The sequence below is a fragment of the Streptomyces sp. NPDC048248 genome, assembly GCF_043201875.1.
Taxonomy (GTDB): Bacteria; Actinomycetota; Actinomycetes; order Streptomycetales; family Streptomycetaceae; genus Streptomyces.
Map to the genome: position 1 here is coordinate 498619 of NZ_JBICZL010000001.1, position 18509 is coordinate 517127.

An 18509-nucleotide genomic window follows, 5' to 3' on the forward strand; every position below is an offset into this window, starting at 1 on the left:
CCCTGGGAGGCCATGAGCGTGATCGCCGCCGCGAGACGGCGGCCGGCCGCCGGTCTCGTGAACGTTCCACGGCCCGGCGGCTGCCGCCTCATGCTTGCGGCTCCTGCCCTCAGCGCTTCGCGGTCAGCTCCTTGAGCGCGATGTTGAGCTGGAGGACGTTCACCGTGGGCTCACCCACGAAGCCGAGGATCCGGCCGTCGGTGTGGCCCTCGACGAGCCTCTCGACCTGCTTGAGGCCGAGCTTGTTCTGCGCGGCGACGCGGTGGATCTGCAGCTGTGCGTACTCGGGGGAGATCTGCGGGTCCAGACCGGAGCCGGAGGAGGTGACGGCCTCGGCGGGCACGTCCGCCGGATGGACCGTGTAGCCGCTCACCGAGTTGTCCTTGACGACGGCGGCCTTGGCGTCGGTGACCCACTTGACGAGCTCTTCGTTGTCGCCGGAGCGGTTGGTCGCGCCGGAGAGGAGCAGCTCGTACCGGGTGTTGGCGCTGTTCACGCCGAGCCCGTTGGAGGGGCGCGGCTGGAACCACCGCAGGTCCGGCGCGGGGGTCTTTTCCCCCTTTTTCATTGGCAGGTTGTAGCGCTGGCCGATGAGCTCGGAGCCGACGACCCTGCCGTCAGCGGTGATCTCGGAGCCGTTGGCCTTGTCGTGGAAGAGGCCCTGCGCGACACCGGTGACGGCGAGCGGGTAGAGGACGCCGCAGACGACGGTCAGGACGAGCAGGGCGCGCAGCCCGGCCCAGATCAACCGTGCGGTGTTTCCTACAGAGTTGTTCATGGTCGTCACCCGATGCCAGGGATGAGGGAAAGGAGCAGGTCGATGATCTTGATGCCGATGAACGGTGCGATCAGCCCGCCCAGGCCGTAGATGCCGAGGTTGCGGCGCAGCATCCGGTCGGCGGCCATCGGCCGGTACCCCACGCCCTTCAGGGCCAGCGGGACCAGCGCGATGATGATCAGCGCGTTGAAGATGACCGCGGACAGGATCGCCGACTCGGGCGAGGCCAGCCGCATGATGTTGAGGGTGTCCAGGCCCGGGTAGGCCACCGCGAACATCGCCGGGATGATCGCGAAGTACTTCGCGACGTCGTTGGCGATGGAGAACGTGGTCAGTGCGCCGCGGGTGATCAGCAGCTGCTTGCCGATCTCGACGATCTCGATGAGCTTGGTCGGGTCGGAGTCCAGGTCGACCATGTTCCCGGCCTCCTTGGCGGCCGAGGTGCCGGTGTTCATGGCCACCCCGACGTCCGCCTGAGCAAGCGCCGGGGCGTCGTTCGTGCCGTCGCCGGTCATCGCGACGAGCTTGCCGCCGGCCTGCTCGCGTCTGATGAGCGCCATCTTGTCCTCGGGCGTCGCCTCCGCGAGGAAGTCGTCCACCCCGGCCTCGTCGGCGATCGCCTTGGCCGTCAGCGGGTTGTCACCCGTGATCATGACGGTCTTGATGCCCATCCGGCGCAGCTCGGCGAACCGCTCCCGCATGCCGTCCTTGACGACGTCCTTGAGGTGGATGACGCCCAGAATCCGGGCGCCCCTGTCGTCCTCGACAGCCACCAGCAGCGGCGTGCCGCCGGCCTGCGAGATGGCGTTGCCGAGCGTGTCGGCGTCCTCGGCGACGGTGCCGCCGCGCTCCCGCACCCAGGAGGCGACCGAACCGGACGCGCCCTTGCGGACCTTGCGCCCGTCGACATCGACACCCGACATGCGGGTCTGGGCCGTGAAGGCGATCCATTCGGCGTGCTCCAGCTCGCCCTGATGGCGCTCGCGCAGACCGTACTTCTCCTTGGCGAGGACGACGATGGAGCGGCCCTCGGGCGTCTCGTCGGCGAGCGAGGAGAGCTGGGCCGCGTCCGCGACCTCGGCGTCGGTGGTACCGCCCACCGGGACGAATTCGGCGGCCTGGCGGTTGCCGAGGGTGATGGTGCCGGTCTTGTCCAGCAGCAGGGTGGAGACATCGCCCGCCGCCTCGACGGCGCGTCCCGACATCGCCAGGACGTTGCGCTGGACGAGGCGGTCCATACCGGCGATGCCGATGGCCGAGAGCAGGGCGCCGATCGTCGTCGGGATCAGGCAGACCAGGAGGGCGGTCAGCACGATCATCGACGTCTGCTCGTCGGCGCCCGCGTAGCGGGCGAACGGCTTCAGCGTGACGACGGCGAGCAGGAAGACGATGGTGAGCGAGGCGAGCAGGATGTTCAGCGCGATCTCGTTGGGCGTCTTCTGCCGTGCGGCGCCCTCGACGAGATTGATCATCCGGTCGATGAAGGTCTCACCTGGCTTCGTCGTGATCCTGATGACGATGCGGTCGGAGAGCACCTTCGTCCCGCCGGTGACGGCGGAGCGGTCACCGCCGGATTCGCGGATCACCGGCGCCGATTCGCCCGTGATCGCGGACTCGTCCACGGAGGCCACACCCTCGACGACGTCACCGTCACCGGGGATGATGTCGCCCGCCTCGCAGACCACCAGGTCCCCGATGCGCAGGTCCGTCCCCGGCACCCGCTTCTCGACCTCGCCGGTGAGCCGTCGCGCCACGGTGTCGGTCTTGGCCTTGCGCAGGGTGTCCGCCTGCGCCTTGCCGCGCCCCTCGGCGACGGCCTCGGCGAGGTTGGCGAAGAGCACGGTCAGCCACAGCCAGGCCGTGATGGCCCATCCGAACCAGGCGCCGGGGTCCTTGACGGCCAGGACGGTGGTGACCACCGAGCCGACCAGCACCACGAACATGACCGGGGACTTGACCATCACGCGGGGGTCGAGCTTGCGTACCGCGTCCGGCAGGGACTTGATCACCTGTTCGGGGTCGAACAACCCTCCGCCGACCCGGCCGGTGTCGGGCCCCTTGCCCGCGGGCAGGTCCGCGTGCGGTGCGGGTGCCGGCGCGGTGGTGGACATGGAGTCGTGGTGTTTCTTTACGTCGAGGGTCATGACGCCAGTCCTTCGGCGAGCGGTCCCAGCGCCAGGGCCGGGAAGTAGGTCAGACCGGTGATGATCAAAATCGTGCCCACCAGCAGGCCGGTGAAGAGCGGCTTCTCGGTGCGCAGCGTGCCCGCCGTGGCGGGGACCGGCCGCTGCTCTGCGAGCGAGCCGGCCAGCGCCAGCACGAACACCATCGGCAGGAACCGGCCCAGCAGCATCGCGAGTCCGATGGTGGTGTTGAACCACTGCGTGTCGGCGTTCAGGCCGGCGAACGCGCTGCCGTTGTTGTTCGCGCCCGAGGTGTACGCGTAGAGGATCTCGGAGAAGCCGTGCGCACCCGAGTTGGTCATCGAGTGCACCGGGGTGGGCAAGGTCATCGCCGCGGCGGTGAAGCAGAGCACCAGCGCCGGAGTGATGAGGATGTAGCAGGCCGCCAGCTTGATCTCGCGGGTGCCGATCTTCTTGCCGAGATACTCGGGCGTACGGCCCACCATCAGGCCGGCGATGAACACCGCGATGATCGCGAGGATCAGCATGCCGTACAGGCCCGAGCCGACACCGCCAGGGGCGATCTCACCCAGCTGCATGCCCAGCATGTTGATACCGCCGCCCAGCGCGGTGTTGGACGAGTGGAAGGAGTTGACCGCACCGGTCGATGTCAGTGTGGTGGCCACCGAGAAGATCGCCGAGGCGCTGATGCCGAAGCGCGTCTCCTTGCCCTCCATCGCACCGCCCGCGATGTCGAACGCCGGACCATGGTGGGCGAACTCGCTCCACATCATCAGTGCGGTGAAGCCGAGCCAGATGGTGCCCATCGTCGCGAGGATCGCGTAGCCCTGCCGGAGACTGCCGACCATCCGGCCGAAGGTGCGGGTCAGCGCGAAGGGGATCAGCAGGATCAGGAAGACTTCGAGGAGGTTGGAGATCCCGTTGGGGTTCTCGAAGGGGTGGGCCGAGTTGCCGTTGAAGTAACCGCCACCGTTCGTGCCCAGCTCCTTGATCGCCTCCTGCGAGGCGACCGCGCCGCCGTTCCACTGCTGGGTGCCACCCATGAACTGTCCGACCTCGTGGATCCCGGCGAAGTTCTGGATCGCGCCGCACGCGACCAGCACCATCGCACCGAGCACGGCGATCGGGAGCAGTACGCGGACGGTGCCGCGCACCAGGTCGGCCCAGAAGTTGCCCAGCTCACCGGTGCGGGCGCGGGCGAAGCCGCGTACGAGTGCCACCGCCACGGCGATGCCCACGGCGGCGGAGACGAAGTTCTGCACCGCCAGGCCGGCGGTCTGCACGACGTGTCCCATGGCCTGCTCGCCGTAGTAGGACTGCCAGTTGGTGTTCGACACGAACGACGCCGCGGTGTTGAACGCCTGGTCCGGATCGATCGAGGAGAAGCCGAGCGACCCGGGCAGACTGCCCTGCAGCCGCTGCAGCAGATAGAGGAACAGGACACCGACCGCGGAAAAGGCCAGCACCCCGCGCAGATAGGCGGGCCAGCGCATCTCGGCGTCGGGATTGGCGCCGATGGCCTTGTACATCCACTTCTCCACCCGCAGGTGCTTGCTGGAGGAGTAGACGCGGGCCATGTGGTCGCCGAGCGGACGGTATGCCAGCGCGAGAGCTGCGATCAGCGCGAGCAGCTGGAGCGCACCAGCGAGGACGGGGCTCATTTCTGTGCTCAGAACCTCTCCGGGAACACAAGGGCGAGGACGAGGTAGCCCAGCAGCGCGACGGCCACGATCAGGCCGACGATGTTCTCGACGGTCACAGCTTCGCCACCCCCTTGGCGATGAACGCCACCAGCGCGAAAACCGCGATCGTGGTGACGATGAAGGCCACGTCGGCCATCAGGCACTCCTGAAAGAGATCCGGGTCGGAAACTGACCTCTTGAGGAAAGCGTGTTTTCGGCCGACCGCCGCGCCCGTTGACGCCTTCCTTACGGCCCGGCGCCCGCCCTTGACACATCCCTGACGGAAGCGCCCTGACCTGCGCAAACGAACGCTCTCCGCCTCGCGCGCCGCTCCCCGCGGAACGCAGACAGCGACACCCGCAGAACTGATCCACCTGCCTGCTCGTCTTGGGGCGGAGCAGGTCCAGCGGAGGGGAAGCCATGGTGGAACGGGCCCGGGCGCGGAGTCATGAGGCATCGAGGGTGAAGGCAGGAGCCTCCTGGTGGACGCGGCGCCGGACCGGACGATGCGCTCCCGACGGGGACACGAAGGGGAATGCGAGCAGTCGGTCGGCCTGGAGGCGGGGGCGGGCGCCGGCCGCACTCGCGGTGCTGACGGCCGGCCTGCTCGCGTTCCACCGGGCCGTGCCCAACTCCGTGGGTCGTCTCGGAAGCCTGCTGGAGGCGTTCCTGCCTTGGCTCGGCCTGGTGGTCCCGGTGCTGCTCGGCCTGGCCCTGCTGCGCCGTTCGGCCACGGTGCTGGTGGCCCTGCTCCTGCCGGTTGCGGCCTGGACGTACCTCTTCGGCGGACTGCTCCTGCCCGAGGCGAACAGCGCCGCATACGAGGTGGTGGCCGTGCAGCACAACGTCAGCGACGAGAACCCCGACCCGGTGGGCACGGCCCGCGCCCTGGCCGGCGCCGGCCCCGACCTCATCGCGCTGGAGGAGCTGACGCCCCGGGCACTGCCGGTCTACGAGAAGGCCCTCGCCACGGACTACCCGCACCACGCCGTCCGGGGCACCGTCGGCCTCTGGTCGAAGCATCCGCTGACCGGCAGCCGACTGCTGGACATCAAGCCTCGGGGGCTCACGAAGACCTGGAGCCGCGGGCTGCGGACCGTGGTCCGTACGCCGCACGGCGAGATCGCGGCGTACGTCGCGCACCTGCCCTCGGTCCGCGTGGGCGCGGGCGGGCTCGCATCCTCCCGGCGTGATGAAAGCGCCGGTCTGCTGGGCAAGGCCGTCGCCGCCGAGAAACTGCGATCGGTGATCCTGCTGGGCGACCTCAACAGCACGGTCGACGACCGTGGGCTGGCACCGCTGACCTCACGGATGAACGCGGCGGAACGGGGCTTCGCCTTCAGCTTCCCCGCCGTCTTCCCCGTGGCCCGGATCGACCAGGTCATGGCGCGCTCGGCGACCGTGGTCCACCTCCGCACCCTGCCCGCCACCGGAAGTGACCACCTGCCGATAGCCGCCCGGATCACGCTCGGCTGAAGACGAGGCACGGCACAGAGGAACGGTGTGACTCAGCGCCTCAGTTGGCGAGTTGGGTGTTGTGGTCGGGGAGAGCTGGTCTCGCCCCGACCCGCAAGCTCTCGCCGCCAAGGCTCCGTGTCAGGGGGCGAGGACGCAGAACTCGTGGTCCTCCGGGTCGGCCAGGCACGTCCACGGGACGTCGCCCTGGCCGAGGTCGAGGTCGGTGGCGCCGAGGGTCCGCAGCCGGGCCACCTCCGCTGCTTTGTCGTCACCGGGGTACGGCAGCAGGTCCAGATGAACGCGGTCCGGCACGGTCTTCACGTCGGGCGTGCGGAGGAACTCGAGATACGGGCCGGCGCCCTCGGCGGATCGCATCACCGCCTGATCGTCGGTCACCTCGTGCAGAGTCCAGTCCACCGCCTCGCCCCAGAACCGGGCCATGACCCGCGGATCCGCGCAGTCGACCACCACCGCGGCGATCGGCCCGGTGTCCCGGTAGATCTCCCGAGGCTCCAACACGCAGAACTCGTTGCCCTCCGGGTCGGCGAGGACCGTCCACGGCACGTTGCCCTGGCCCACGTCGGCGGGCGTCGCACCGAGGCTCCTGAGGCGCGCGACCAACTCCGCCTGATGAGCCGCAGAGGTGGTGGCGAGATCGAGGTGCACACGGTTCTTCGTGTTCGTCTTGGGTTCCGGGACGGCGACGACGTCGACGTAGAAGACGGCCGGATCCGGCCAGACGGGGCCGCCGACGGGCTCGACGTTGGTCACACCGGGCCCCTCGCTGGAAATACTCCGGTCGAGCGCCTCCGCCCAGAACCGGCCGAGCGCCGAGTCGTCAAGAGCCTTCATGTTCACCTGAACAGGTCGCAGTGCCATGCCGGCGATCCTATGCGTCCCCTCCACAACGACCTCCGCACCGGCACCGAACAGAGAACAGCTCTCTGACCAGCGCAACGGTCGGCTCGCCCACCCATGGCGTTCAGGCCCGCCACTCACACGCCGGGTGAGGCGCTGAGTCACAACCGGGCGGCATCACAGCGGGCGGGACCGAAGTCCTAGAAGTCCATCTCGACGTAGTCGATGTCGGTGAATTCCACCTGCAAGCCGGAGGCCCGGCGGCCGCGGTCCTTGAAGTAGATCTCCTGCAGACCTTCGGCGGCGATGGCCTGGAGTTGCTGATCATTCGCTCCGGCGGCGTGGGCGTCGAAGAGGCGGGCCGCGTAGGCGGGGGGCAGATGTTGGGTGATCAGGCGGATACGGGCGTCGTCGGTGCTGCCCGGAGCAGCGGTGAAGCCGAGCCGGGCGCGGGTTTCGATGACGATGCCACCGGTCGTGGCGGCCTGCTTCGTGGCCCGCTCACGGATGCGGGGCTGCCAGCGTTTGCGCACTTCCTCGGCGAGACGGGCGGCGAGGTCCTTGCGGGGGCGTTTGATCTGGCCGGTGAGGTAACGCTCGACGGTGCGCTGGGAAATGCCCAGGCGTTCGGCGGCGGCCTTGGTGCCCTTCTCGCTCTTGACGAGGAAACGCATCTGGGCCCGCGGAGATTTGGGGACGGGCCGGGTGAAGGTGTTGGCGGTGGCCTTCTCGATACTGTCGCTGAAGATGCCCACGGTCCCTACTCTCCGAATGCGGCGGCGTCGGCGCCCTTGATGTGCCGGGCGGGGTTGTGGCCTTCGTCGAGCATCTGTGCCGCCCACATCATCGACTGCGTGCCCTCGTGCTTGACCATGCCCGGCGATACACCGAGGCGGAAGCCGCCCGGCAGCGGCTTGCCGTCGGGCGTGCGGGGCAGAAAGTCGAGCGGGCCGGGACCGTCGGACAGGTAGACGGCGCAGTCGGACAGCACGGCGATCGGGAACAGCCCTGCGCCGTCGGCGAGTTTGAGCATCTTGCGGTGCATGTTGATGCGGGCCGCGGAGATGACCGCGGCGCGGATGTCGGGCCGCCAGGTGGGGCGTTCCAGGGACGGCCAGCGCTGCCCGGGCCGGTAACCGGAGCCCTGGGGGCGTTCGCGCAGCTTCCCGATGCCGCCCTTGACGGTTGCCTTGATCGCGGACAGCACGGCGGCCTGGGCGGGGTCGGCGTCCTTGTGGTGCTCCATCGCGGCGAGGAAGTCCGCTTCGCTCATGCCGGAGACGACGCCGAGGCGCTCCATGACGGCCAAGTAGGCGTCGCGCAGCCGGGTGTACCAGGCGTCCAGATACGGACCGCTCTCGGGGCGCACGTGGGCCTCGATCGGCGTGACGTCGTGGCCGAGTTCGGCGGCGTACGCGACGGTGGGGGTCGCGTACCAGGCGGGCCCTTCGGGACGGGCGCCGTGCGGGGTGAAGGGGTTGGGGAGGCGCGGGTCGAAGTCGATGTGGGAGAGGTCGACGAGCCAGCTGCCCGGGACCGTCTTGTCGAAGACCGGGGCCTTGACGTGGACGGGTGCGCCCAGGCCGAGGGTGAGCCGATTGGCGGCGGCAGCGAAGGCCATGTTGACGTCGACGCCGACCGCGAACTGCCGCGCGCACTCGGTGTCGGTGAGCAGCTCCGGATCCCGGATCCACTCATACGCTTCCTCGTCGAGGACTTCGGCCGCCGTGCGCCGGTGGCCGCGGGGGTAGAGGGAAGCGACAACGGGATGCTCGTCCGGGGCCTCCGGCGGGGCTGGGTCCACCGCCTGGGTGAGAGCGCCGGAGTTCGGGCCCGAGGCCCAGGTGCCGGTCGCTGCGTCCTTGACCGGGCGGGTGGGCGGACGCAGGGCGGTCATCAGCTCCAGCCCGCAGACCGCGGCCGAACCGCGCGGGGTGATCACACGGGTGGCGTAGTCGCCGAGGACCTGGGCGAGTTCGGGAGCTTCCAGCTGGTCGGCGTTCCCCCATGCACGGGTGTCGAGCGCCCCCCAGGGCAGGACGGCAAGCTGCACGCACTGGCGTCGGCCCTCCCGGGCGGGCCGGTAGATCCTGGCCCAGGGGCCGAAGCCGCGGCGGGTGAGCTGCCACTCGGCGCGGGCCAGCCCCCGCACCGCCGGGTGGTCGTCGGGTAGACGCAGGCCGCGGCGGTCTTCGAGGACGAGGGGAAGGCCGAGACGGTCGGCGGCCCGGTCGGTGAGGACGATCAGCGGGTCGGCGTCCTTCCCGTGCCGGTGCAAGCGCGGCGCGCCCAGCTTCGCCTCCCACAGTGCCCAGTCCACCAGAGCGGGCAGGTCGGTGGCCGGGCAGTCCAGCACGATGCCGCCGACGCCGTAGGCCGTGCCGTCACCGTCCAGGACGACGAGGGGGCCGTCGGCGAAGCGGGGATCGGCAGGGGCGGCGGCCGTCTCCCGTGGCGCGGTCCTCGCGCGCGAATCGAGGCGCCGATCGGCGGGGGCGGTCGCCGTGGCCCGTGACGCGGTCTTCGCGCGCGGACCATCGTGGGCCGCCGGGCGCCGCCGGCTGGTGGCCGGGCGGGCGGGCGTCGGCTGAGGGGTGGTGCTTGGTGCCGGCGGTTCCTGGCCGGTGTGCGCGGTCCGCGTCGGCGGCACGGCCTCGGGCCGGGGAGCGAGTTGCGCGGCCATCCCCTCGAGGAGCTTGGCGTACGCGGCCCGGGTCGCGCCCTGGGGTTCGCTGCGGCCCGACTCCCAACCGGCAACGGTGTTGCGGGCAACGCCGAGCGCTTCGGCGACCTCGGCCTGGCTCAGGCCGTAGTCGGTGCGCAACCGGGCCCGCTGGGCGGGCTCCGGCAGCGTGGTGCGGCGCGGCCCGGACTTCAGCAGGGTTTCGACGGGGTCGGGTGTGCGGCTGGCCATCTCGGTGCGGGATCCCTTCGGCTCAGTCCTGGCCGGTGTGGTGGGCGTAGTGCGGGTCGGCGTCGAGGAAGGCCCGCAGATGCTGGCCGGTGAGAATCCGTGCGGGATTACGGCCGGGTGGCAGCGGAAGCCGGCGCCCGAGCGCCCACTGGAAGCGCGGTGTCGGGGCCAGGTCGAGGACGTACTTGCCGTCGGTGCCGGGGGTGTTGCCGAGCACTTCGAACGCCCCTACGCACACACTGCCGTCGACGAAGGCGAGCAGGAAATCGCCGTGCTGCATGATGGTCTGCTCCGAATAGCGCCAGGCCCGGGAGGCGGCCTCCGCGACGGTGCGGCCCTGCCGAAGTCCTTGACGCACATCCACGGCCAGCATCCGCCCTCGCCTCCCTCTACCGCTATCAGCCAATCAACGCAACTGTACCGCAGAGCAATCTGTTTTATCGGCTGATAAACTGGGTCTCGGCGATCCCTCGCGAAGGGTCACTGACCCGGTGCAAGGAGCCCAGCCGTGGGTGGCGATCGCGGGAAGCGCCGGGTCGGCCGGCAAGGATCGATGAGTTTCTCCATGATCTGCAGTCCCACATCATGTCTGCCGCCTTCATCAGCAGTAGGAGTGCCATGAGGGTCGTCGCCATCAACCACGTCACCCTGGACGGCGTCATGCAAGGACCCGGCCGCTCCGATGAGGACATCCGGGACGGGTTCACCCAAGGCGGCTGGGCAGCCGAGCGCGGCGGGGACGAGGCCATCACGAAGGCATGGGGCCGGCGCCTGAAAGCGAGCAGCGGGTACCTTTTGGGCCGCCGTACCTACCACGACGTTCTGACCCACTGGAACACCCAGGACAGCCCGTTCCGCGACGCCCTCAACAACGCCCCGAAGTACGTCGCATCCAACACGCTGACCGAGCCTCTGCCGTGGCCGAACTCCACACGGCTCAGCGGCGACATTCCCACGGCGGTCGCCGACCTCAAGAAGGCCCCCGGCGACGACCTGCACATCATGGGCAGCGGCGCGTTGATCCGATCCCTCGCCCCGCTCGGCCTCATCGACGAATACCTGCTCTGCATCCATCCGCTCGTCCTGGGCACCGGACGCCGCCTGTTCACCGAGGGCTTCGCCCCCACCGGGTTCGATGTCGTCGAGGCGACCACGACTGCCACCGGCGTCATCATCGCCTGCTACCGACCTCACCCCGTGCGGGGAGCCGGCCTGGCAACGTGACGATCTGCCCCGGAGTTGGAGCAGGACATCTTCACGCTCCCTCGCAGGCCACCGGCAGTGCGTCCCGCTGCGGCGTCCCTCTGATTGCCCCGGGTGTTGATGACAGGTCGGGGACGGTGAGCTGTGTAGGGTCTCGGCGGGTGTCCGCTCCCGGCGAGGGTCACCCCCGAACCGGCTGAAGGCCCCGCCGGCCATACGCGCAGGTCTGCCCGATCACCAGGAGTGCTCCTCTTGCGCCGCATCGAGACGTCATCCGCGCCCGGCGGTCTGGGGTGGAACCGCGACACCGCGACACTGGCGCTCCTGTCGTTCGCCATGCTGATCGTTTCCCTCGACCAGTACATCGTGGTGGTGGCCCTGCCCGATATCGCGCGCGACCTCGGGTATTCGGCACAGACCCTCCAGTCGGTCATCAGTGCGTACGCGGTGGCCTCGGCCGGCTTCCTGCTGTTCGGCGGGCGCGCGGCCGATCTGCTGGGACGTCGCCGCATTCTGGCCACCGGTCTCGGTCTCTACGCCGCGGCAGCTCTCGCGGGCGGGCTCTCGACCGAGCCCGGGACGTTGCTCGCCGCCCGTGCCGTCCAGGGTCTCGGCGGCGCCCTCGTCTTCCCCACCACGTTGGCACTCATCAACACCACCTTCGGGGAAGGCCGGATGCGCAATCGCGCACTGGGGGTCTGGGGTGGCGCCGGCGCCGCCGGACTCGTGATCGGCGTGCTGCTCGGTGGTGTTCTGACCCAGGCGTTCGGCTGGGAAGCGGTGTTCCTGGTCAACGTGGCCTTGGCGGGACCTGCGCTGCTGTTGACGTTCGTGGTGATCCCCAAGGACGGTGAGCGCGAGCGGGGCCGCAAGTTCGACCTGCCCGGTGCGCTCAGCGTCACCCTGGGCGTCACATTGGTCGTCTTCGCTCTGGTGCAAGGACCCGGACTCGGCTGGCTCTCACCGGGCATCCTCGTCAGCGTCGTGGCGGGCGTGCTGCTGATCGGGGTCTTCGTCTTCGTCGAGCGGCGCAGTGACGATCCGCTCATGCCGCCCCGGCTGCTCTCCCACCGCGACCTCGTCACCGGAGTCGTCATCGCGTTCATGTTCATGGCGACGTTCGGCTCGGTGCTCTACTTCTTGTCCCTCTACTTCCAGGAAATCCTGGGCTACGACGCCTTGCAGACCGGAGCCGCCTTTCTCATCCCCACGGCGGTGGTGGTCGCCGGCTCGACCGCGGCCGGCCAGTTCGTGACACGGTTCGGCCTTCGAGTCACCCTGGTCGCCGCCCTCGGCATCGGTGCGCTGGGCGCGGTCGGGCTAGCCCTCGCGATCACGCCGGACGGCACGTACGCCGAATTGATCCCCGGCCTGGTGGCGCTCAGCGTCGGTGACGGCGTGGTCTTCACGACCATGTTCATCGCCGCGGCCAGCGGGATCTCCGACCGCGAACAGGGCATCGCCTCCGGTATCGCCTCCACCGGCTCCGGTGTGGGCGCGGCCGTAGGACTCGCCCTCCTCGTCCTGGTCGCGACCGCCGGTCTCGACGGCCTCTCCGGCGAGCGGCTGCGCATCGCCACCGCCAACGGGATCAGCACCGCCCTGTACGTGGTTGCCGGCGGCATCGCGCTGACCCTTCTCATCGCCTGGCCCCGCTGCCCTGCGCCGGCAGAACCGCGCCTCTCCCCTGTGCCTTACCAGACCCGCCGCTGCTGACGGCGTGTCCGGAAGGCAGACCGCGGCCTCTCGTGGTCGCTCACGGATCGCCCAGGGCGCTACTCGTTCTCGCTGTGCACGGCGCCACTTCGAACAGCCTTCACCAGTCCGGCAACAAGGTTCGCCCGCTCGGCCATGGCGTCGATCACCAGGTACTCGTGGTCGGCGTGGGCGCCGCCCCCGACCGCTCCGAGGCCGTCGAGTGTGGGCACCCCCAACGCGGCCGTGAAGTTGCCGTCGCTCCCGCCGCCGACCGCCTTGCCTTCGAGGCCGGGGAGCAGGCTCCTTGCCGCGGCGAAGAGCTCGGTCGACGTCGATTCAGGCATCGGGGGCCGGCCGACGGCTCCCGCAACCCTGATCTCCGCCTCGTCGAGATGTGGAGCCAGCGCCGCGAACGCGGACTCGATGCGCTCCTTCTCCTCGGCCGACTCGACCCGGACGTCGACGATGACGGTCGCCTCAGCGGGGACGACGTTGTCCAGGGTGCCCGCGGACGCGACGGTCGGGGTGACGGTCGTGCCGATGTCGGGTCGGCCGAGGGCGGCGATGTCCAGGATCTGATGGGACGCCTCCACCAGGGCGTTGACCCCTGCTTCGGGCTCGAGACCGGCATGCGACGCCCGGCCCGTGATGGAGACCTGGAACGTGCCGCAGCCCTTGCGGCCGGTCTTCAGGCCCCCGCCTTCGGCGGCACCCTCGAACACCAGTACCGCGCCGCAGGCGAGAGCTCGTTCTTCGATGAGAGCGCGGGAGGAACGCGAACCCACCTCCTCATCGGCGGTCACCAGGATCTCCGCACCTGACAGGTCGTCGAGCGCCGCCAGGCCATGGATGGCCTGCACCAGACCGCCGAGCATGTCGAAGACACCGGGGCCGGTCGCGTTCCCGTCTTCGACCCTGAAGGGGCGGCGTTCAAGGGTGCCGAGCGGAAACACGGTGTCGTGGTGACCGAGGATCAGCACTTCGGGATCGCCACCGGCCGACCAGTGCACATGCGGCCCGGCCTCGCTCTTCACGAGAACTGCCTGTCCGCCGAGGCGGCTTTCGATGACCGCAGCGACAGCTTCGGCCGATGCCTTCAAGGCGTCGAGATCGCGCGAGGGAGACTCGATTTCCACGAGCGTCCTGAGGTCCTCGAGCATCGCCTCGACGCTCACACGGACGGCCTTGTGCATCGTCATGCGGCAAGGGTAGCTGGCACGCAGGGCCGGGCCAGATGTCGGTTCGGGCCCGGATCGAGGGCTGAACCGGCCCCGAACCGGCCCCGATGGGCGACTGGTTCCCCCTGCTCGCGTGTCCGCCACCCGACGGCACGGCGTGGGACGAGCCGAGGCAGCCGGCGGCGCTCGTCCCACTGGGTCCGTGAGGTTCGGTCAGCCGCCGACGTAGGCCGCGAGGTGCTCGCCGGTGAGGGTGGAGCGGGCCGCGACGAGGTCGGCGGGCGTGCCCTCGAAGACGATCTTTCCGCCGTCGTGGCCGGCGCCCGGCCCCAGGTCGATGATCCAGTCGGCGTGCGCCATGACCGCCTGGTGGTGCTCGACGACGATGACGGACTTGCCGGAGTCGACCAGCCGGTCGAGCAGGCCGAGCAGCTGCTCGACATCGGCGAGGTGGAGGCCGGTGGTCGGCTCGTCGAGGACGTAGACGCCGCCCTTCTCGGCCAGGTGGGTGGCCAGCTTGAGCCGCTGCCGCTCGCCGCCGGACAGTGTGGTGAGCGGCTGGCCGAGCCTGAGGTAGCCGAGGCCGACGTCGGCGAGCCGCAGGAGGATCTTGTGCGCGGCCGGCGTGCGCGCCTCGCCGGCGCCGAAGAACTGCTCGGCCTCGGCCACCGACATCCCGAGGACCTCGCTGATGTCACGGCCGCCGAACGTGTACTCGAGCACCTCGGCCTGGAACCGCTTCCCCTCGCATTCCACGCAGGTGGAGGCGACCCCGGCCATCATCGCCAGATCCGTGTAGATGACGCCGGCGCCGTTGCAGGCGGGGCAGGCGCCCTCGGAGTTGGCGCTGAAGAGCGCCGGCTTCACGCCGTTGGCCTTCGCGAACGCCTTGCGGATCGGGTCGAGCAGCCCGCTGTACGTCGCCGGATTGCTCCGTCGCGAGCCGCGGATCGCGCTCTGGTCGATCGGCACCACGTCCTCGCCCGCGGCTCCCGACCGGTGAGGCAGCGATCCGTGCACGAGCGAGCTCTTGCCGGAGCCGGCGACTCCGGTGACGACGGCGAGCACCCCGAGCGGGATGTCGACGTCAACGTTCCGCAGGTTGTTCGCCGTCGCGCCGCGGATCTCCAGCGTCCCGGTGGGCTTTCGCACCGTCTCCTTGAGGGAGGCCCGGTCGTCGAAGTGGCGGCCGGTGGTGGTGCCGCCGGCCCGTAGCCCCTCGACCGTGCCCTCGAAGCAGACGGTGCCGCCTTCCGTGCCGGCTCCGGGGCCGAGGTCGACGACGTGGTCGGCGATCGCGATCGTCTCCGGCTTGTGCTCCACGACGAGCACCGTGTTGCCCTTGTCCCGCAGGCGCAACAGCAGGTCGTTCATCCGCTGGATGTCGTGGGGGTGCAGGCCGATCGTCGGCTCGTCGAAGACGTAGGTGGTGTCGGTGAGCGAGGATCCGAGGTGGCGGATCATCTTGGTGCGCTGCGCCTCGCCGCCCGAGAGCGTGCCCGACGGGCGGTCGAGGCTGAGGTAGCCGAGGCCGATCTCGACGAACGAGTCGAGGGTCTGCCGCAGCGACTCCAGCAGCGGCCCGACAGATGGCTCGCGCAGCCCCCGCACCCAGTCGGCGAGGTCGCTGACCTGCATCGCACAGGCGTCGGCGATGTTGATCCGCTTGATCTTGGATGACCGGGCCGCCTCGCTGAGCCGGGTGCCGTCGCACTCGGGACAGACGGCGAACGTCACCGCCCGCTCCACGAACGCGCGGATGTGCGGCTGCATCGCGTCGACGTCCTTGGACAGCATCGACTTCTGGATCTTCGGAATCAGCCCCTCGTACGTCAGGTTGATGCCTTCGACCTTGATCTTGGTCGGCTCCTTGTGGAGAAGATCGTGGAACTCGCGCTTGGTGTACTTGCGGATCGGCTTGTCCGGGTCGAAGAAGCCGCAGCCCCTGAAGATGCGTCCGTACCAGCCGTCCATGCTGTAGCCCGGGATCGTCAGCGCGCCCTCGTTGAGCGACTTGCTGTCGTCGTAGAGCGCGGACAGGTCGAAGTCGGTGACCGAGCCCCGGCCCTCGCAGCGCGGACACATGCCGCCCGTGCGGGTGAAGGTCGCCTTCACCGCCTTCCTGTCGCCGCGCTCGACGGTGATCGCGCCGCTCGCCCGGACCGTGGGGACGTTGAAGGCGAACGCGTTGGGCGAGCCGATGTGCGGCTTCCCGAGCCGGCTGAAGAGGATGCGAAGCATCGCGTTGGCGTCGGTGGCGGTGCCGACCGTGGAGCGCGGGTCGGCACCCATCCGCTGCTGGTCGACGATGATCGCGGTGGTCAGTCCTTCGAGGACGTCGACCTCGGGCCGCGCCAGTGTCGGCATGAAGCCCTGCACGAACGAGCTGTAGGTCTCGTTGATCAGCCGCTGCGACTCCGCGGCGATGGTGTTGAACACCAGCGAGCTCTTGCCGGAGCCGGAGACGCCGGTGAAGACCGTCAGGCGACGCTTCGGGATCTCGATGCTGAGGTCCTTGAGGTTGTTCTCGCGTGCGCCGTGCACGCGGATGAGGTCGTGGCTGTCGGCGACGTGCGGCACAGGCGACTTCTTGTGCGTCCTCGAGGCCATGCTCATCGTGTCTCCATCTGTTGGGCGGGACCCGCCTTCGCGGTCTCCGTCGTCGCCTGGCTCTGTCTGCTGCGAGCGGTACATCTGATTCTGCTGGGTCGGCGCGATCGCGGCACGGTCCGTTCACCGGCGCGATCGCGGCGCAGCCCGCGGTCTACCGGAGTGTCGGGGCCGGCGGAGGCGCGGGGCGAGCTCGCGGCCTCGGCAGCGGCCGCGCGACGTCCGTCCGGCTGATCCCGCCCGGGGCCCTCCTCGACGCAAGGACGAAGTCGTCCATGGAGATGTCCATGGCGGTCACGCTATGTGCAGCTCCGTGACGCGCGCTTCTCCATTCCTGATCGGTCCGGCCACCGAAATCGGCCCGGTCACCGGAACCGGTCCGGGCGCCGGGCTCCACGTGTCCGGCTCGTCCTCCCCCACGCCTCGGGTGCTGTGGGAAACTGATCGGGTGAGACGTCAGAGCCTCGACGACCTCGTCCGGATGCGACGGGCTCGCGACCGGATGGACCGCGAGTACGCCGAGCCGCTGGACGTCCCGGCGCTCGCACGGGACGCCCTGATGTCGCCCGGACATTTCTCCCGCAGCTTCCGCGCCGCTTTCGGCGAGACGCCCTACAGTTACCTGATGACCCGCCGCATCGAGCGGGCCAAGGCGCTCCTCCGGCGCGGCGACCTCTCGGTGACCGAGGTCTGCTTCGCGGTCGGCTGTACGTCGCTGGGATCGTTCAGCTCGCGATTCACCGAGCTCGTCGGCGAGAGCCCGAGCAGCTATCGGGCCCGGAGCCATGATCACGGCGCTGCCATCCCTGCCTGTATCGCCAAGATCCACACGCGACCGGTCAGGAATGGAGAAGCAAACCCCGCCGCTCAGCCGTAGCGTGAACGGCATGGACATCAGGCTTTCCACCACCTTCATCGCCGTCGACGACCACGACAAGGCGATCCCCTTCTACCGCGATGTGCTCGGCCTCGAGGTACGCAACGACGTCGGGTTCGAGGGGATGCGCTGGGTGACCGTCGGGGCACCCTCCCAGCCGGATGTGAACATCGTCCTGGAACCGCCGCTGGCCGACCCGAACGCCTCACCGGCAGACAGACAGACCATGGCGGAGCTGATGGCCAAGGGCCTGCTGCGCGGTGTCCTCTTCGCGACGGACGACTGCGACGCGGCCTTCGAGCGCATCAGCGCCGCGGGCGGCGAGGTGCTGCAGGAACCGATGGACCAGCCCTACGGCGTCCGCGACTGCGCATTCCGCGACCCCGCAGGCAACATGCTGCGCTTCACCCAGCCTCTCAAGAAGTGAGCTCGCCGGGCCCCGACCAGGGGCCCGGCCCCCGGCGCGGCGCTTACGGGCGCCCGGGAAGACGAGGCGGCGAAATTGGCTGTGGGCGGGTGTCCACCCTGTCGTAGCCTCGGGCGATGACCGAGACGGATTCGCGCGCCGACCTGCGGCCGCCGGGGCTCAACGCCGACGAGAAGACCACACTGCTGACCTTCCTCGACTACCTGCGCGATGCCGTCGCGGCAAAGGTGGTCGGCGTCCCGGAGCGGGAAGCCCGCAGGCCGGGGGTGGACTCGGGCACAAGCCTGCTCGGGCTGGTCAAGCACCTGACAGCGGTCGAACTCAACTGGTTCGCATGGGCTTATGAAGGCACCGGGACCGACCCGTGGGATGACGAGGCATCGTGCGCGGACGAGACGGTTCACGACGCGCTGGAGGCCTACCGGGACGCGATCGCGAGAAGCAACCAAGTAGCGGCAGCATGCGAGGACTTGAACCGGACCGGAGTCCGCTCGCTGCGTGAGACGCCTCCACCGTCGATGCGGTGGGTACTGGTGCACATGATCGAGGAGACCGCGAGGCACGCCGGCCATGCGGACATCCTGCGCGAGCAGATCGACGGCAGCACGGGTCGGTAACTCCCGTCCCACAGGAGCAGGCGGCCGCCAGGACAGGCAGTTGACGTCCAGCGAAGCCAACGCCC

The 18509-nt window shown here is 69.6% G+C and carries 16 protein-coding genes; 6 read left to right on the top strand and 10 right to left on the bottom strand.

Features of this window, described 5'->3' with window-relative positions; translation table 11 throughout:
* Window positions 1-109: 109 nt before the first annotated feature.
* The 4 genes from ACGFZW_RS02370 to kdpF are packed head-to-tail and all read right to left on the bottom strand — an operon-like array spanning window position 110 to window position 4681.
* Window positions 110-778 (bottom strand): potassium-transporting ATPase subunit C, encoded by a 669-nt coding sequence (locus tag ACGFZW_RS02370; protein WP_393891095.1) that lies wholly within the window; start codon window positions 776-778, stop codon window positions 110-112.
* Between the two features lie 5 nt (window positions 779-783).
* Complete coding sequence (kdpB, locus tag ACGFZW_RS02375) at window positions 784-2922, bottom strand: potassium-transporting ATPase subunit KdpB (protein WP_393891096.1); 2139 nt, start codon at window positions 2920-2922, stop codon at window positions 784-786.
* Window positions 2919-4583, bottom strand: coding sequence for a potassium-transporting ATPase subunit KdpA (kdpA, locus tag ACGFZW_RS02380; protein WP_393891097.1), 1665 nt, complete (start codon window positions 4581-4583; stop codon window positions 2919-2921). The genes kdpB and kdpA overlap by 4 nt, the downstream gene beginning before the upstream one ends.
* A gap of 8 nt (window positions 4584-4591) precedes the next feature.
* Complete coding sequence (gene kdpF / locus ACGFZW_RS02385) at window positions 4592-4681, bottom strand: K(+)-transporting ATPase subunit F (RefSeq protein ID WP_046925563.1); 90 nt, start codon at window positions 4679-4681, stop codon at window positions 4592-4594.
* A 343-nt stretch (window positions 4682-5024) separates the two neighbouring features.
* Here kdpF and ACGFZW_RS02390 point away from each other — a divergent pair, with 343 nt between their 5' ends.
* A complete protein-coding gene (locus ACGFZW_RS02390; RefSeq protein ID WP_393891098.1) occupies window positions 5025-6080 on the top strand; it encodes an endonuclease/exonuclease/phosphatase family protein in 1056 nt (351 codons plus the stop codon).
* A gap of 120 nt (window positions 6081-6200) precedes the next feature.
* Here ACGFZW_RS02390 and ACGFZW_RS02395 read toward each other — a convergent pair whose 3' ends face one another.
* The 4 genes from ACGFZW_RS02395 to ACGFZW_RS02410 all read right to left on the bottom strand — a co-directional run bounded on the left by ACGFZW_RS02395 (window position 6201) and on the right by ACGFZW_RS02410 (window position 10207).
* Window positions 6201-6941 (bottom strand): VOC family protein, encoded by a 741-nt coding sequence (locus ACGFZW_RS02395; protein WP_393891099.1) that lies wholly within the window; start codon window positions 6939-6941, stop codon window positions 6201-6203.
* Between the two features lie 179 nt (window positions 6942-7120).
* Window positions 7121-7675: a telomere-protecting terminal protein Tpg gene (tpg, locus tag ACGFZW_RS02400; RefSeq protein WP_393891100.1), complete on the bottom strand. Its 555-nt coding sequence runs from the start codon at window positions 7673-7675 to the stop codon at window positions 7121-7123.
* Window positions 7676-7680: 5 nt separating this feature from the next.
* Window positions 7681-9834: a telomere-associated protein Tap gene (gene tap, locus ACGFZW_RS02405; protein WP_393891101.1), complete on the bottom strand. Its 2154-nt coding sequence runs from the start codon at window positions 9832-9834 to the stop codon at window positions 7681-7683.
* A 22-nt stretch (window positions 9835-9856) separates the two neighbouring features.
* Window positions 9857-10207 (bottom strand): hypothetical protein, encoded by a 351-nt coding sequence (locus tag ACGFZW_RS02410; protein WP_393891102.1) that lies wholly within the window; start codon window positions 10205-10207, stop codon window positions 9857-9859.
* 245 nt (window positions 10208-10452) lie between these two features.
* Here ACGFZW_RS02410 and ACGFZW_RS02415 point away from each other — a divergent pair, with 245 nt between their 5' ends.
* Window positions 10453-11058, top strand: coding sequence for a dihydrofolate reductase family protein (locus tag ACGFZW_RS02415; protein WP_393891103.1), 606 nt, complete (start codon window positions 10453-10455; stop codon window positions 11056-11058).
* Between the two features lie 231 nt (window positions 11059-11289).
* On the top strand, window positions 11290-12753 hold the full coding sequence (locus tag ACGFZW_RS02420) for an MFS transporter (RefSeq protein ID WP_393891104.1): 1464 nt from the start codon (window positions 11290-11292) through the stop codon (window positions 12751-12753).
* Between the two features lie 59 nt (window positions 12754-12812).
* Here the strand turns inward: ACGFZW_RS02420 and ACGFZW_RS02425 are convergent, their stop codons facing one another.
* Window positions 12813-13934: a M20 family metallopeptidase gene (locus ACGFZW_RS02425; RefSeq protein ID WP_393891105.1), complete on the bottom strand. Its 1122-nt coding sequence runs from the start codon at window positions 13932-13934 to the stop codon at window positions 12813-12815.
* 192 nt (window positions 13935-14126) lie between these two features.
* A complete protein-coding gene (locus ACGFZW_RS02430; RefSeq protein ID WP_393891106.1) occupies window positions 14127-16529 on the bottom strand; it encodes an ATP-binding cassette domain-containing protein in 2403 nt (800 codons plus the stop codon).
* A gap of 475 nt (window positions 16530-17004) precedes the next feature.
* On the opposite strand from ACGFZW_RS02430, the gene ACGFZW_RS02435 reads away from it, so the two are divergent.
* The 3 genes from ACGFZW_RS02435 (at window position 17005) to ACGFZW_RS02445 (ending at window position 18444) form a co-directional block, all read left to right on the top strand.
* Window positions 17005-17400, top strand: a complete 396-nt coding sequence (locus ACGFZW_RS02435) for a helix-turn-helix transcriptional regulator (RefSeq protein WP_393891283.1) — start codon at window positions 17005-17007, stop codon at window positions 17398-17400.
* A gap of 10 nt (window positions 17401-17410) precedes the next feature.
* On the top strand, window positions 17411-17827 hold the full coding sequence (locus ACGFZW_RS02440; RefSeq protein ID WP_393891107.1) for a VOC family protein: 417 nt from the start codon (window positions 17411-17413) through the stop codon (window positions 17825-17827).
* Between the two features lie 116 nt (window positions 17828-17943).
* Window positions 17944-18444, top strand: a complete 501-nt coding sequence (locus ACGFZW_RS02445) for a DinB family protein (RefSeq protein WP_393891108.1) — start codon at window positions 17944-17946, stop codon at window positions 18442-18444.
* Window positions 18445-18509 lie beyond the last annotated feature (65 nt).